Here is a 14,164-nt window from a genome sequence, read left to right as displayed (position 1 = left end):
CCCGGGGCACCGGGGTGCGGACGGTCCGGCTGATCGGCGTGGGCCCGGGCGACCCCGACCTGGTGACCCTCGAGGCGGTCCGGGCGATGCGGGAGGTCGACTTCTTCGTCGTCTCCGACAAGTCGCCGCGCGGCGGCATGCCCGACCCGCTCGTCAACGCCCGCGAGCGGCTGCTCGACCGCCACCTCGACGCCCCGCCCGTCGTCGTGCGCGTCGAGGACCCCGAGCGGGAGCGGCGCCCCGACCGCACCGCGACCGACGAGGAGTACGCCGCCGTGGTCGCCTCCTGGCACGACGCCCGGGCGACCGCCTTCGAGGAGGCGCTGCTGGCCCACGAGGGCGACGCGGGGTTCCTGGTCTGGGGCGACCCGGCGTTCTACGACTCGACCATCCGGGTGCTCGACCAGGTCCGCGGGCGCGGCCGCCTCGACCTGCGGGTCGAGGTGCTCCCCGGCATCTCGAGCCTGCAGCTGCTGGCGGCCCGTCACGGCATCGTGCTGCACGAGGTCGGCCAGGCGATGCACGTGACCACCGGCCGCCGGCTGCGCGAGGCCGTCGAGCAGGGCCAGGACAACGTCGTGGTGATGCTCAACCGCCACGTCGACCTCGCGGGCCTGGAGGACTGGCGGATCTGGTGGGGCGCCAACCTCGGCACCCCCAGCGAGGAGCTGGTCGCCGGGCGGGTCCGGGACGTGGTCGCCGACGTCGAGGCGGCCCGGGTGCGCGCGAAGGCGGCGGCCGGGTGGGTGATGGACGTGTTCCTGCTGAGGCGGGCGTCGTGACCCGGCCCGACCGCGACGTGCTGCTGTGCCGCGACTGCTGCTGCGGCACCGACAAGCACCCCCGCACCGACCACGACGGCCAGCGCGAGGCGCTGCTGGCGGTCGACGGCGTCGACGGGGTGCGGGTGCGGGTCGTCGACTGCCTCGACCAGTGCGAGCGCAGCAACGTCGTGCTGGTGCGCGACTTCACCGGCGGCCGACGCCCCAGCGACACCTGGCTCGGCGGGGTGCTCGCCGCGTCGACCACCGAGCACGTGGTCGCCTGGGTGCAGCAGGGCGGTCCGCTGCCCCGGGTGCTGGAGCCGCACCGCTTCGCCACCGACACCCGGGGGCGCCGGGCGTGAGCGCGCTCCTGGTCGCCGGGACGACCTCGGACGCCGGCAAGAGCATCGTCACGACCGGGCTGTGCCGGGCGTTCGCGCGGCGGGGGATCGCCGTGGCGCCGTACAAGGCCCAGAACATGTCCAACAACTCCATGGTCACCCGCGACGGCGCCGAGATCGGGCGGGCGCAGTGGGTGCAGGCGCTGGCGGCGCGGGCCGAGCCCGAGGCGGCGATGAACCCCGTGCTGCTCAAGCCCTCGGGCGACCAGCGCAGCCACGTGGTGGTGATGGGCCGGCCGGCCGGCTCGGTGTCCTCGCGCGACTTCGTCGACGGCCGGCGCCACCTGGCGCGGGCGGCCCACGACGCCTTCGACGAGCTGTCCTCGCGCTTCGACGTGGTGGTGGCCGAGGGCGCGGGCAGCCCAGCGGAGATCAACCTGCGGGCGAGCGACTACGTCAACATGGGCCTGGCCCGGCACGCCGCGGTCCCGACGGTCGTGGTCGGCGACATCGACCGCGGTGGGGTCTTCGCCGCGATGCTCGGCACGGTCGCGCTGCTGGAGCCGGCCGACCAGAGGCTGGTGGCGGGGTTCGTCATCAACAAGTTCCGCGGCGACCGGAGCCTGCTGGAGCCCGGGCTCGCGCAGCTGGAGGAGCTGACCGGGCGGCGGGTCTACGGCGTGCTGCCCTGGGACCCCGACCTGTGGCTGGACTCCGAGGACGCGCTGGACCTCGAGGGCCGTCGCGGCCACGGGCGCGCCGCGCTCAAGGTGGCGGTGGTGCGGCTGCCGCGGATCAGCAACTTCACCGATGTCGACGCGCTCGGCCTCGAGCCCGACCTCGACGTCGTCTTCGCCAGCGACCCGCGCCACCTCTCCGACGCCGACCTGGTGGTCCTGCCCGGCACCCGCGCCACCCTCGCCGACCTGGCCTGGCTCCGCGACCGGGGGCTCGACCGGGCCGTGCTCGCGCACGCCGCGGCCGGTCGGCCGGTGCTCGGCGTCTGCGGCGGCTTCCAGATGCTCGGGCGCGCCGTCGCCGACCCCGACGGCGTCGAGGGCCCGGCCGGGGCCGAGCTCGAGGGCCTGGGGCTGCTCGACGTGCGCACCGACTTCGCGGCCGCCAAGGTGCTCCGGCTGCCCACCGGCGCGGCCCTGGGGGCCACCACGGCGGGCTACGAGATCCACCACGGCCGGATCACCCGGGGCGACGCCGAGGAGTTCCTGGGCGGGGCGCGCTCGGGGTCGGTCTTCGGCACCATGTGGCACGGCAGCCTCGAGGGCGACGGCTTCCGGCAGGCCTTCCTCGGCGAGGTCGCCCGGCTGCTCGGCGGGTCCAGGGCGCCGTCGGGGGCGAGCTTCCCCGCCGCCCGGGAACGACGCCTCGACCTGCTCGGCGACCTGGTCGAGGAGCACCTCGACGTCGACGCCCTGCTCGGGCTGGCCACCTCCGGGGCCCCGGCCTCGCTGCGGCTCCTGGAGCCGGGGGCCTCGCGGTGAGCCCCACGTCCGACGGCGGGGTGCTCCTGCTCGGCGGGACGGGCGAGGCGCGGGCGCTGGCCGCCGCGCTGGTCGCGGACGACGTGCCCGTGGTGTCGTCGCTCGCGGGTCGGGTGGCACGGCCCCGGCTGCCGGTCGGCGAGGTGCGGGTCGGTGGCTTCGGCGGGGCCGCGGGCCTGGCCGCGCACCTGCGGCTGACCGGGCCCGAGGTGGTGGTCGACGCGACGCACCCCTTCGCGGCGACGATCTCGGCGCACGCGGCGGCCGCCTGCGCGGAGGTCGGGGTGCCGTGGCTGCGGCTGCAGCGCCCGGGCTGGGCCACCCACCCGGCGGCCGGGTCCTGGACCTGGGTGGGGTCGCACGACGAGGCGGCCCGGGAGGCCGCCCGGCTCGGCACGCGACCCTTCCTGACCGTGGGACGGCAGTCGCTGGCGTCGTTCACCGGCCCGCTGGCCCCGGCCGCCGCGCTGGTCCGGGTCGTCGACGAGCCCGACTACGCCCTGCCCGCCACGTGGCGGCTGCTCCGCGACCGGGGGCCGTACGACGTGGCCGGCGAGACGGCCCTGATGGAGTCGCACGCGGTCGACGTCCTGGTCACCAAGGACTCGGGCGGCGCGCTGACCCGACCCAAGCTGGACGCGGCGGCGCGGCTCGGCGTGCCCGTCGTCGTCGTGCGCCGTCCGGAGGCGCCCGCCGGTGCCCTCACCGTCGCCACGGTCCAGGAGGCGCACGCGTGGGTGCGCGAGGAGCGGGGGGTGCGGGCGTGAGGGTGCTGGTGACCGGGGGCGTGCGGTCGGGCAAGTCGCGCCACGCCGAGCAGCTGCTGGCGGGGGAGGGCGACGTCACCTACGTCGCGCCCGGACCCACGACGCAGGAGGATCCCGACCCCGACTGGGCCGCGCGGATCGCCGCCCACCGCGCCCGGCGCCCGTCCACCTGGACGACCCTCGAGTCGCGTGACCTGGCCGTGGCCCTGGCCACCCCCGGCGCGGTCCTCGTCGACTGCCTCGGCACCTGGCTGACCGCGGTCCTCGACGAGGCGGCCGCGTGGGAGCTGCCGTCGGGCCAGGTGCAGGCGCTGGTCGCCGAGCGGCTGGAGCCCGCCGTCGCCGCGCTGGGCTCGGCGCGGGGCCCGGTCGTGCTGGTGACCAACGAGGTGGGCCTGGGGGTCGTGCCCGCCCACCGCTCGGGGCGGCTGTTCCGCGACCTGCTCGGCACCGTCAACCAGGCCGTCGGGGCGGCCTGCGACGAGGTGCACCTCGTGGTCGCGGGCCGGGTGCTGGTGCTGCCGTAGTCGCGGCGCGAGCAGGCCGCCCCGACCCGCGGCGGGCGGGTCGGGGCGGCCTGGTCGGTGGTGCCTGGTCGGAGGTGATGGGGCCTAGCCGACGACCTTCACGGTGGTGACGGTCGTGGTGCCGCCGACCCGGGTGCCGAAGTTCCACAGGGTGTGGTGCTTCGTGGGTCGGTTGAAGCTGACGCCCAGCGCCCAGCGGCCCTTCGCGATCTCGGTGAAGGCGTAGTTGCCCCCGGCCGGTCGACGCGGCGCGGGCGCGGCGTTGACCCAGCGCGGCTGCGAGGTGGCGGCGACCAGCACGGTGTAGGTGCGGCCACGGCGCACGACGTACCGGCCGCCCTCCATGGCCGCCCCGCTGACCGCGACCTTGGTGGTGCGGGCGACCAGGCGGGTGCTGCTCGTGTTGCCGGCCCGGTCGGTCGCGGTGGCGACGTAGGTGACCTTGCGGCCGCGCGTCGTGCGGGCCACGGTGCAGGACTCGACGCCGGAGAGCCGGTCGGTCGACCGGCAGGCGGCGTCGGGTCCGGCGGCGAAGTACGTCGCCCCGGCCCGGACACCCGTGAGCTCGACCGTCGGGCGGGTGGTGTCGATGTCGATCCCGCCCACGACGACCGTGGTGGCACCACCGTCGGTGGCGAGGACCGTGCGGGTCACCGACTGGCCGGCGCCCTCGGCCGCCAGCGTCACGGGTGCGGGGCACGGCTCGGTCAGGGCGCCGCTGGTGGGCTGGCACCGGAAGTCCACCGTGACGGGCGCGGAGTACCAGCCGTGGCGCGGGGCGCGGGTGCTGGTCGTGGACGTCGTGACCGTCGGGTCCTGGCGCGAGCTCGAGTCGGAGGAGCCCGCGAAGGAGCCGTCACCGTCGTACACCGCGGCCACCTGGCGGGTGGCACCCGCGGGGACCTGGTGCGCCAGGGTCGCCTCGCCGTCCTCGAGGGAGTCCTGGCCGACCTCGGTGCCGGCGACGAGGAACCGCACGGTGCCGGTCGGCTCACCGCTGCCCGGGGCGACCGGCGCCACCTGGGCGGTGAGGTCGGACCCGGTGACGGTCAGCGTGGTGGTGGTGGCCGCCTCGTCGACCGTGAGCGTCTGCGGCGCCGCCGTGGCGGGGGCGTAGCGGTTCTCGTCGGTGGGGCTGAAGACCGCACCGACCGGGTGGGCGCCGACCGCGAGGTCGGTCAGGTCGGGGCTGGTGGCGGTGCCGTCGGGGGCGACGGCCACGGCGCTGCCGACCGGGTCGCCGTCGACGGTGAACTGCACCGCCCCGTCGCGGGTCGCGCCCACCTCGGCGGTGGCGGTGGTGGAGTCGCCGAAGACGACCGAGGCGTCGTCGAGGGAGACGACCGCCGTCGTGGCCTCCCGGGAGATGGTGAAGGACTGGGTCGCCCGGCCGGCCGGGGCGTAGGCGTCGTCGCCGGCCTGGTCGGCGGCGACGGTGCAGTCGCCCGGGTGGAGGAGGTCGACCTCGCCCGCCGCGGACACCGAGCACGCGGTGCTCGCGGTGCTGAACGTCACCGGCTCGCCGCTGGCTCCGCCGGTGGCGGTGACCGTGTGGTCGCCGCCCACCGTGGCCTCGGTCGGGGCGAGCGAGGTGAAGGTGATGGCCTGGCTCGCGCGCGGGGCGATCACCGAGAGCGTGCCGTTGTTGTTGACCACGTAGGCACGGTGGGTGCTCTGGTCGACCTCGACGGCGACCGGGTCGGTGCCGACCGGGACCGTGGCGACGCGCGCGTCGGTGGCCTGGTCGATGACGGCGACGTCGTCGGTGGCCGCGCTGGTGACGTAGAGCAGGCGCTCGTCGGCGTCGATGGCGAGGTCCGTGCCCGCCACGAGGGTGCGCCTGGTGACGGCGGTGTCCGCGCTGATGTCGACCTCGCTGATGACGCCGCTGTGGGCCACGTAGGCGCGCTTGGTGAGCGGGTCGACGGTGACCTGGGTCGGTCCGCCGAAGCCGCCGAGGGTGTGCAGGATCGAGGAGCCCGAGACGGTGGAGAGCGTGCCGCCGAAGAGGGTGGTGGGGTAGGCGCGGTGGGTGGTCGGGTCGACGTCCACGGCCCAGGGCCGGCTCCCGAGGTAGCCGGTGCTCACCCGCGTCATGGGGGACACGGTCGGGTCGAGGACGGTGAGGACCTCCCCGCCGAAGTAGAGGGCGACGTAGACCTTGTGGGTGGTCGGGTCGACGGCGATGCCGCGCGGGCGGTCCAGCCCCTCGATGGTGGACACGACCGTGTTGGTGGCGGTGTCGATGACCGACACGCTCCGACCGTCGTGGTTGGTGACGTAGGCCCGGTCCAGCCCCTCGTCGACGGCGACCCGGTTGGGCCCGCTGCCGACCGGGATGGTCGCCTTGACGGTGTTCGTGGCGGTGTCGATGACCGAGACGCTGTTCCTGCTGCCGTGGACGACGAAGACCGAGCCGTGCTCGGAGTCGATCGCCAGGCTGTCGTTCATGGCCCCGAGGGGGAGCGTGGCGATGACGTCGTACGTCGTGGCGGCCTGGGCCGGCGAGGCGAGGCCGAGCGCCACGCCTCCGGAGGCGAGCGCGCAGGTGAGCGTCCCGACCACGGCCTTCCGCACGCGGTGGGCGCCCGTGGGCGCGGAGACGGGCGGGCGCGCCGGAGCGCCCGAGGTGAGAAAGGTCAAGAGGTCCCCCGTGATCGAGGTCGGGCCAGGACGGACCGACGGGCAGGAGGCTGTCAGCAGCGGAACCGTCCCGTCTCGGGAACGACAGATCCGCTCGTTGCCGCGAGCCCGCGCACCGGTCGGGGGGCTACGGTCGCGCCGTGACTTCCACACCCGCGGTGCTGCTCGTGCACGGCATGTGGTCCAGCGCGGCCACCTGGTGGCGGGTCGGGCCGGCCCTGGAGTCCCGCGGCTGGCAGGTGGAGGCGGCGACGCTGCCCGGCCACGGCGGCCGGCCGGTGGGCGAGGGCCGCACCCTGGGATCCCTGGCCGACGACGTGCGGGAGCACCACCCCGGCGGACGGCGGCTGCTCGTGGGCCACTCCCTGGGTGCGGTGGTGGCGCTGGAGGCGGCGGTCGCCGACCCGTCGTGGGCCGCGGGGGTGGTGCTGGTGGACCCGCCCGGCCGGAGCGCCGGCCGACGCACGCGCAGCCTGGGCCGGGGCCGCGCCCAGGACGCCGCTGACGCCCGGGCCGACCCGACCGCGGCCGTCGCGGCGCTCCTGCACGGCCACCCGACGTGGAGCCGGCGCGACGCCCGCGGGGTGGTGCAGGGCCTGCTCCAGGGCGATCCCGCGCTGGCCGTGCTGCCGCCGCTCGCGTGGGACCTGGCCGCGCTGGTGGCGGCGTGCCCGGTGCCGGTGGCGGTGATCGCCTGCCCGATGGGCGGCAGCGCCCTGGCCGGCCCCGACCGCGAGGACGTGCGGCGCCTCGTCGGCGGTCGTCTCACCGAGCTGGGGCTCGGTCACCACGTGCACCTCGACGAGCCCGCGGGGCTGGTCGCGGTGGTCGACGCCTTCGGGCGCGAGGTGGGCTGACTTCAGCGCCCGGGGGGCAGGGGCACGAAGAACGACACCCGGTCCTGGTAGTCGCGGTAGGACTCGCGCTCCTGCATCTTCTCCTCGGTGCGCCGGGCCCCCGTCGCGTGGACGAGGAAGTAGCTCATCGCCACGGGCGCGGGCAGCGTCCAGGCGGCGGGCGCGGACGCTGCGGCGGCCAGCCAGGCGCCGTCCCACACCACGGAGTCGCCGAAGTAGTTGGGGTGCCGCGACCAGCCCCACAGGCCGGTGTCGAGCACGTCGGGCCGCTCCTCGCGGTCGCGGGCGGTGTAGCGGGCCTTCTGCCGGTCGGCGGTGGCCTCGACGACGGCGCCGGCGACCATCACCGCGACGCCCACGGGGAACAACCAGCGTCGCCGGGTGCGCGGCAGCGCGCTCGCCGCCGCGAGCTGCAGCGGCGCGGAGACCACCAGCTGCGCCAGCCCCTGGGTGAGGAAGACCTTCGCCGCGACCGCGGGCACCGCGTCGCCCTCGAGGAACTCCGTGTAGCGCTCGTCCTCCTCGTCGCTGCCGGCCAGGCGCTGCAGCATCAGCCGCTCCAGGCGCGTGGCCCAGGCGGTCGTCACCGCGGCCAGGGCCCAGCGTCGTGCGGGGTCGCCGGTGCCGACGACGGCACCGGTCACCGCGATGGCGGCCAGCCCAGGGCCCCACGCGGCGTCGGCGTAGTCGCGCCGACCCCGCCGGATCCCGGCCACGGCGGTCGCCGTCTGAAGCGCGGTCACGACGGCCGCCGAGGTGGCCACGACGCGGCGCAGGTTGGACAGGTCGACGCTCACGGGTGCCTCCGGGGCTCACGGGTGGTGGGCCTCCATCGAAGCCGACCCCGCCAACCGTGGGCCGCGCTGGTTGGATGGCGCCCGTGACGCCGTACGCCGACCCGCCCGAGCCCGACGGCGTGCCCTGGGCCCTGCAGGTCGTGGTCCGGGTCGAGAAGGACCCCTCGCCCGCACACCTCGCCGTGCTGCGGTCGGTCGCCTCGGCGGTGGCGCTCGCGCTCGCCGACCTCACCTCCGAGGCCGCCGAGCCGGAGGAGCGCGCGCGCACCGAGCGGTGGCGGGCGGGGCCGATCCGCAAGGTGGTGCGGCGTGCCCGCGGCGCCGGGTGGACGCGCCAGCTCGCGGTGCCGGGGGTCCGGTCGCACCACGGCGAGGTCGACGTCGCCGTGCACGTGCCCGGACCGGTCGACGACGTGCACCCCGAGGTGGGCCGGCTGCAGGTCGGCGGGCTCTCGCTCGAGCAGCCCGACGAGGGGCCGCGCGACCCGGCCGGGCGCGCGGTGCTCGTGGTCAACCCGCACGTCGAGATGACGACCGGCAAGGCCGCGGCGCAGGTCGGGCACGCAGCCCAGCTGGTGCTCCAGGACCTGCCCGCCGAGGCCGCGGGGGCCTGGCTCGCGACGGGCGCCCCGGTGGAGGTGGTGCTCGACCCCGTGGGGGCGTGGGGCGAGGACTGGGACCGGCTGGTCGCGCGGGCGCCCGTCGTGGTGGCCGACGGCGGCTTCACCGAGGTCGCGCCCGGGACGGTCACCGTGGTGGCGTTCCCGCCTGGGGACGCGCCCGGCTAGGGCCGGTGCCGCACCACGTCGACCGGACGGTGTCGGTGGGTCGGCCTAGCGTGGCCCCGTGGACGTCGTGGACTGGCTGCTGGACGGGGACCCGTCGATCCGCTGGCAGGTGCTGCAGGACCTGCTCGACGCCCCGGCCGACGAGGTCGCGTCCGAGCGGGCGCGGGTCGCCACCGAGGGCTGGGGGGCCCGGCTCCTGGCCCTGCGCGACGACGACGGGCAGTGGGCCGGTGGGGCGTGCTTCCCGCGGGAGGTGTCGCTGGCGTGGCAGGCGGGCCGCGAGCCGGACTTCTCCGCCGGCCAGCCGTGGACCTCGACGCTGCCCACCCTCGACCTGCTGCGGCGTCTGGGACTGGACCCGGCGTCCGAGGCGGCTCGCGAGACGGTGGCGCTGGTCACCGAGCACTGCCGCTGGGAGCACGACGGGCAGGCGTTCTTCGACGGCGAGGTCGAGGCCTGCATCAACGGCCGCACCCTGGCGATCGGGGCCTGGTTCGGCGCCGACGTCGGGGCCCTCGCCTCGCGGCTGCTGGAGGACCAGCTCGACGACGGCGGCTGGAACTGCTGGACCGAGCACGGCTCGACGGTCTCGTCCTTCGACAGCACCACCTGCGTCCTCGAGGGCCTGGCCGCCTTCGAGCGCGCCGGCGGGACGGTCCCGGTGGGGCAGGCGGTGCGGCGGGGCGAGGACTACCTGCTGGAGCGGCGACTGTTCCGCAGGCGCAGCACCGGTGAGGTCGTCGACGCGGGCTGGCTGCGGGCCGCCTGGCCACCGCAGTGGCACCACGACGTGCTCCGGGGGCTGGAGCACTTCGCGCTCGCGGGCGGACCGGTCGACGAGCGCCTCGGCGAGGCGGTCGCCGTGCTCCGGGAGCAGCAGCAGCCCGACGGCACCTGGCTGCTCGACCGCGTGCACCCCGGCGAGTCGTGGTTCGAGATGGAGCAGGTCGGTCGGCCGAGCCGGTGGACCACGCTGCGCGCGCTGCGGGTGCTGCGCTGGGTCGACGGCTGAGCGTCGGGGCGACCCCGTGACCCGGCCCGGTCGGGGCGCTCAGGGCGCCGGGCGCCACCCCAGCGCCGGGCCGAGCCTGGTCGCGAGGTCGGTGAGGATCTGCACGTAGTCGTCGTGCTCGAAGGAGAACGGCAGCGCGAAGGCCACCTCGTCGACCTCGCGGAAGCCCGCGTGGGCGTGGAGCTGCTCGGCGAGCTGGTCGGAGGTGCCGACCAGGTCGGGGGCGAACAGCAGCCGGGCGGGGCCCTGCGGCGAGGTGGTCCGGGGGAGTCGCGCGGCGGCGTACGCGGCGTACTTCTCGCGCTGCTCGCGGGTGGCGCTGTCGGTGGGCACCGCGACCAGGCCCTGCGAGACCCGGGCGGCCGCGCCGGCGGGGTGGTGCTCGCGGAACAGCCGCACCTGCGCCTGCTGGACGCTGGCGAAGTCGTGGTCCTCGCCCGGCTCCTCGGCCTTGACGACGCTGCTGGTGAGCAGGTTCAGGCCGTGCTCGCCGGCCCACCGGGCGGAGCGGAGGCTGGCGCCGCCGTACCAGGTCCGGTCGGCGAGGCCGGGCGAGTGCGGCTGCACCCGGTCGGAGAACTCCTCGATGCCGACCGTCCCGGAGAACCCGCTGACCGGCTCGCCGCGCAGCATCCCCAGGAGCCGCTCCACCCGCCCGTAGCCGAAGTCCTCGACCTCGGCGGTGTCGGGGTAGAGCGCCTGCTTGACGTCGTCCCACCGCATCGGCGGCCCGACGCTCAGGCCCGGGTTGAGCCGGCCCCCGGAGAGGACGTCGACGGTGGCGAGGTCCTCGGCCAGCCGCAGCGGGTTCTCCCAGGCCAGGGGCGTGACGGCCGTGCCGAGCTCGATGCGGCGCGTGCGCTGGCTCGCCGCCGCCAGCACGGCGACGGGCGAGGAGATGCCGTGCTGCAGGTGCCGGTGGCGCAGCCAGGCGCTGTCGAAGCCGAGCTGCTCGCCCAGCTCGATCACCTGCAGCGTCGACTCGTGGCCGGGACCGGGGTCGGCCGCGTCGAAGAGACCGATGGTGAGGAAGCCCAGCCTGCGCAGCGGGGTGGACGGGTCCGGCACGGTGGCTCCTCGGGCGGTCGCAGCGACGGGCGCGCCGAGCCTAGCCGCGGGTGCCGACCGCCCGCCTAGGACGTGCGCCGGGCCAGCAGCGTGGAGTCCTCGATGTCGAAGCGCTGGCCGTCGCGCTCGACGCTGCGGGGCCGCTGCTCCACCACGACCGCCTCGAAGCCCTCGGGCAGGCCGGGGAGCAGGTCGGCGGCCTCCCACATCGCGCGCCGGTGGCTGTCGGTGAGCTGGGTGTGGTGCGCCGACGGCGCGTGGCCCACGACGAGCAGGTGACCGCCCGGCGCGACCGCCCCGGCCAGACGGCGGGTCACCTCGACCATGCCGCCGTCCGGCGGGTGCAGGAAGTGCGTGGTGACGAGGTCGAAGAGCCGCCCGTCGGCGGCGAACCGGCGGGCGTCGACCTGCCACCAGTCGGTGCGGTCGGCGACGCCGGCCTGCTCGGCGTGCCGCGCTGCCCGCGCCAGGCCCTGGGCCGCGAAGTCCGCCCCGGTCACGCGCCAGCCCTGGCGGGCCAGCCAGACCACGTCACCACCCTCGCCGCAGCCGACGTCCAGCGCCGACCCCGGCGTCAGCCGACCGGCCTCGGCCACCAGCTGCGGGTTGGGCTCGCCGCTCCACATCGTGGCCTCGCCGGTGTAGCGCGCCTCCCAGCCCGCCGGCTCGAAGAAGTCCTCGGCCGTGGGGTCGCCGTCGTGGGAGTCGTGGTCGTGCTGGTGCGCGTGGTCGTGGTCGCTCATGGCACCACCCTGCGCCGCCGGGCACTGCGTCGACAACTTCCGTTGCCGTTCCGGCAAGCGGGCCGTGGGGCCACGGGCACCCGCCCAGCCTCACGACCCGGTGGTGGTGAGCACGACCAGCTGCTGCGTGGCGCGGGTCATCGCGACGTACCGGTCGACGGCGCCCTCGATGCCGCCGCCCGGGACGCCCCAGGCGTCAGGGTCGAGCAGGACCACCAGGTCGAACTCCAGGCCCTTGGCCAGCTCGGGGGTCAGCGAGCGGACCCGCGCCGGGAGCGGCTGCGGGGGAGGGGTGGCGGCGATGACGCAGGCCGTGCCCTCGGCGTGGGACGCCACCCAGTCGGCGAGCGTGTCGCCGAGGTCGGCGAGGGCGCCGTGCACGACGGGCAGCCCGCTGCTGCGCACCGAGGTGGGCACGTTGGCGTCCGGAAGGACCGCGCGGATCACGGGCTCGGCCTCGACCATCACCTCCTCCGGCGTGCGGTAGTTGATGCTGAGCGAGGCCAGGGCGACCCGGTCGAGGCCGACACGGCCGAGCCGCTCGGACCAGGTGCCGGTGAAGCCGTGGCGGGCCTGCGCCCGGTCGCCGACCACGGTGAAGCTGCGCGCGGGGCAGCGACGCAGCAGCATCTGCCACTCCGCGTCGGTCAGCTCCTGCGCCTCGTCGACCACGACGTGCGCGAACGGCCCGGCCAGCAGGTCGGGGTCGCCCTGGGGCACGGCGCCCTCGTCGACCAGTGCCTCGCGGATGCCGTCCTGGGCGAGCTGCGCCATCAGGCCGTCGTCGTCGTCCTGCTGGAGGATCTCGTCGACGACCCGGTCCATCCGACGCCGCTCCGCCGCGACGGCCGCCTCCTGGGCACGACGGCGCCGGGAGACCTCCGGGTCGCCGAGCCGCAGCCGGGCGGCGTCGAGCAGCGGCAGGTCGGCGTCGGTCCAGTCCTGCGGGTCGGCGCGCTGGAGCAGGCGGACCTCGTCGGGGCCGAGCCAGGGGGCGCAGCGGCGCAGGTACGCCGGGACGTCCCACAGGTCGCCCACCACGTCGTCGGGGCGCAGGATCGGCCAGGCGCCGCGGAAGGTGTCGACCAGCTCGGCGTGGGTGGCCAGGGCCCGGCGCAGCTGCGCGGTCGACCCGACCTCGTCGTCGTCGTCCTCGTCGGCGGTGGCCGCCCGGTGCTGGTCGAGCAGGATCGTCACCAGGTGCTCCCAGACCTGGTCGCGGGCCTCGTTGTGCGGCACTCCGGGGTCGGGGGAGGCGAACGCCTCGGCCCAGTCGTCGGCGCTGAGCCACAGGTCGGCCCAGGGCGTCTCGACCTCCATCCCCCGGGTCGGCGGCTCCTCGTGGAACCGGACCGCCGGCTCGACGGCCCGGACCATCTCCGCGGTGGCCTTGAGGCGGGCCACCTCCGGGTCGGTCTCGGCGCGCGCCACGACGCCCTGCGGCACCAGGTCGCGCAGGGTGCAGGTCGCGACCCCCTCCTCGCCGAGACTGGGCAGCACGTCGGCGACGTAGGCCAGGTAGGGCTGGTGGGGTCCGACGAACAGCACGCCGCCGCGACGGTGGCCCAGCCGCGGGTCGGAGTAGAGCAGGTACGCCGCCCGGTGCAGCGCCACCACCGTCTTGCCGGTCCCGGGCCCGCCGTCGACGACCAGGGTGCCGCTCGAGCCGGCCCGCACGATCGCGTCCTGGTCGGCCTGGATGGTGCCGAGCACGTCGCGCATCCGGGCCGACCGGTTGGTGCCGAGGCTGGCGACGAAGGCCGACTGGTCGTCGAGCGCGGCGTGGCCCACCAGCCCGTCGGGGGTGAAGACCTCGTCCCAGTAGTCGCCGATGCGGCCGCGGTCCCAGCGGTAGCGCCGCCGGCTCGCGAGGCCCATCGGGTCGCGGTGGGTGGCCCCGAAGAACGGTTCCGCGGCGGGCGAGCGCCAGTCGACCAGCAGCCGGGTCCCCTCGCGGTCGGTGAGCCCCAGCCGTCCGACGTACGTCGTGGCCCCGTCGGCCGCGACCATCCGCCCCAGGCACAGGTCGACGCCGAAGCGGCGCATCGTGCGCAGCCGCGACCCGAGCCGGTGCACCTCCTCGTCGCGGTCCAGCGCCTCCTGGCCGGTGCCGCCGGGCGCGCGCAGCGTGTCCTCCAGCCGCGCGGTCAGGTCGGCGACGGAGTCCTCGATGCTGGTGGCGATCGCGGCGAAGTGGGCCTCGTCCGCGCCGACCAGCGCCGGGTCGGCCTTGGCGGCGAGGTGCGCCGGCAGCGCGAAGAACGACGCGGCGCTAGCAGGGGCGGGGTCGGGCGGGTGCATCAGTGGTGCTCCGAACGGGGTGGGTGACGTGGCCGGGAGAGTCTGGGCCCCGTCCCG

The 14,164-nt window shown here is 76.3% G+C and carries 13 protein-coding genes; 8 read left to right on the top strand and 5 right to left on the bottom strand.

The features are described 5' to 3' along the window. Window positions 1–14: 14 nt before the first annotated feature. From cobF to BLU55_RS05170, 5 genes are read left to right on the top strand one after another with little or no spacing between them, the layout of a single operon-like run. Window positions 15–782, top strand: coding sequence for a precorrin-6A synthase (deacetylating) (cobF, locus tag BLU55_RS05190; protein WP_091726874.1), 768 nt, complete (start codon window positions 15–17; stop codon window positions 780–782). After that, entirely contained in the window at window positions 779–1,126 is a 348-nt protein-coding gene (locus tag BLU55_RS05185) for a (2Fe-2S) ferredoxin domain-containing protein (protein WP_197681103.1), read from the top strand. Before cobF ends, BLU55_RS05185 begins: the two co-directional genes overlap by 4 nt. Further along, window positions 1,123–2,604, top strand: a complete 1,482-nt coding sequence (locus tag BLU55_RS05180) for a cobyric acid synthase (protein ID WP_091726871.1) — start codon at window positions 1,123–1,125, stop codon at window positions 2,602–2,604. Before BLU55_RS05185 ends, BLU55_RS05180 begins: the two co-directional genes overlap by 4 nt. Beyond that, on the top strand, window positions 2,601–3,371 hold the full coding sequence (locus BLU55_RS05175) for a cobalt-precorrin-6A reductase (protein WP_231917054.1): 771 nt from the start codon (window positions 2,601–2,603) through the stop codon (window positions 3,369–3,371). Before BLU55_RS05180 ends, BLU55_RS05175 begins: the two co-directional genes overlap by 4 nt. Then, complete coding sequence (locus BLU55_RS05170; RefSeq protein WP_091726869.1) at window positions 3,368–3,898, top strand: bifunctional adenosylcobinamide kinase/adenosylcobinamide-phosphate guanylyltransferase; 531 nt, start codon at window positions 3,368–3,370, stop codon at window positions 3,896–3,898. The genes BLU55_RS05175 and BLU55_RS05170 overlap by 4 nt, the downstream gene beginning before the upstream one ends. 84 nt (window positions 3,899–3,982) lie before the next feature. On the opposite strand, the gene BLU55_RS05165 is transcribed toward BLU55_RS05170, so the two are convergent. Continuing rightward, a complete protein-coding gene (locus tag BLU55_RS05165; protein WP_157682738.1) occupies window positions 3,983–6,541 on the bottom strand; it encodes an Ig-like domain repeat protein in 2,559 nt (852 codons plus the stop codon). Window positions 6,542–6,681: 140 nt separating this feature from the next. Here BLU55_RS05165 and BLU55_RS05160 point away from each other — a divergent pair, with 140 nt between their 5' ends. Then, window positions 6,682–7,398, top strand: a complete 717-nt coding sequence (locus BLU55_RS05160) for an alpha/beta fold hydrolase (RefSeq protein WP_157682737.1) — start codon at window positions 6,682–6,684, stop codon at window positions 7,396–7,398. A 2-nt stretch (window positions 7,399–7,400) separates the two neighbouring features. On the opposite strand, the gene BLU55_RS05155 is transcribed toward BLU55_RS05160, so the two are convergent. Beyond that, window positions 7,401–8,195, bottom strand: coding sequence for a DUF1295 domain-containing protein (locus BLU55_RS05155; protein WP_091726865.1), 795 nt, complete (start codon window positions 8,193–8,195; stop codon window positions 7,401–7,403). A gap of 83 nt (window positions 8,196–8,278) precedes the next feature. On the opposite strand from BLU55_RS05155, the gene BLU55_RS05150 reads away from it, so the two are divergent. Together BLU55_RS05150 and BLU55_RS05145 are read left to right on the top strand one after the other, a co-directional pair. Beyond that, entirely contained in the window at window positions 8,279–8,983 is a 705-nt protein-coding gene (locus tag BLU55_RS05150; RefSeq protein ID WP_157682736.1) for an aminoacyl-tRNA hydrolase, read from the top strand. A gap of 58 nt (window positions 8,984–9,041) precedes the next feature. Continuing rightward, window positions 9,042–9,995 (top strand): hypothetical protein, encoded by a 954-nt coding sequence (locus BLU55_RS05145; RefSeq protein ID WP_091726859.1) that lies wholly within the window; start codon window positions 9,042–9,044, stop codon window positions 9,993–9,995. Window positions 9,996–10,034: 39 nt separating this feature from the next. Here the strand turns inward: BLU55_RS05145 and BLU55_RS05140 are convergent, their stop codons facing one another. The 3 genes from BLU55_RS05140 to helR all read right to left on the bottom strand — a co-directional run bounded on the left by BLU55_RS05140 (window position 10,035) and on the right by helR (window position 14,107). Next, window positions 10,035–11,063, bottom strand: a complete 1,029-nt coding sequence (locus tag BLU55_RS05140; RefSeq protein WP_091726856.1) for an LLM class flavin-dependent oxidoreductase — start codon at window positions 11,061–11,063, stop codon at window positions 10,035–10,037. A 65-nt stretch (window positions 11,064–11,128) separates the two neighbouring features. Then, window positions 11,129–11,806 carry a class I SAM-dependent methyltransferase gene (locus BLU55_RS05135; RefSeq protein WP_091726854.1) on the bottom strand — a complete coding sequence of 226 codons (678 nt, stop codon included), beginning with the start codon at window positions 11,804–11,806 and terminating at the stop codon, window positions 11,129–11,131. A 90-nt stretch (window positions 11,807–11,896) separates the two neighbouring features. Next, complete coding sequence (gene helR / locus BLU55_RS05130; RefSeq protein WP_091726851.1) at window positions 11,897–14,107, bottom strand: RNA polymerase recycling motor ATPase HelR; 2,211 nt, start codon at window positions 14,105–14,107, stop codon at window positions 11,897–11,899. Between the last annotated feature and the right edge of the window lie 57 nt (window positions 14,108–14,164).

It is taken from the genome of Nocardioides scoriae (assembly GCF_900104965.1).
Lineage (GTDB): Bacteria > Actinomycetota > Actinomycetes > Propionibacteriales > Nocardioidaceae > Marmoricola > Marmoricola scoriae.
Note: the sequence above shows the minus strand (reverse complement) of the source record. Positions and strands in the feature narration are given on the sequence as shown.

Excerpts from the sequence above, each read along its gene's own strand:
- BLU55_RS05135 (WP_091726854.1), bottom strand. The coding sequence starts at position 11,806 with ATGAGCGACCACGACCACGCGCACCAGCACGACCACGACTCCCACGAC.
- helR (WP_091726851.1), bottom strand. The coding sequence starts at position 14,107 with ATGCACCCGCCCGACCCCGCCCCTGCTAGCGCCGCGTCGTTCTTCGCG.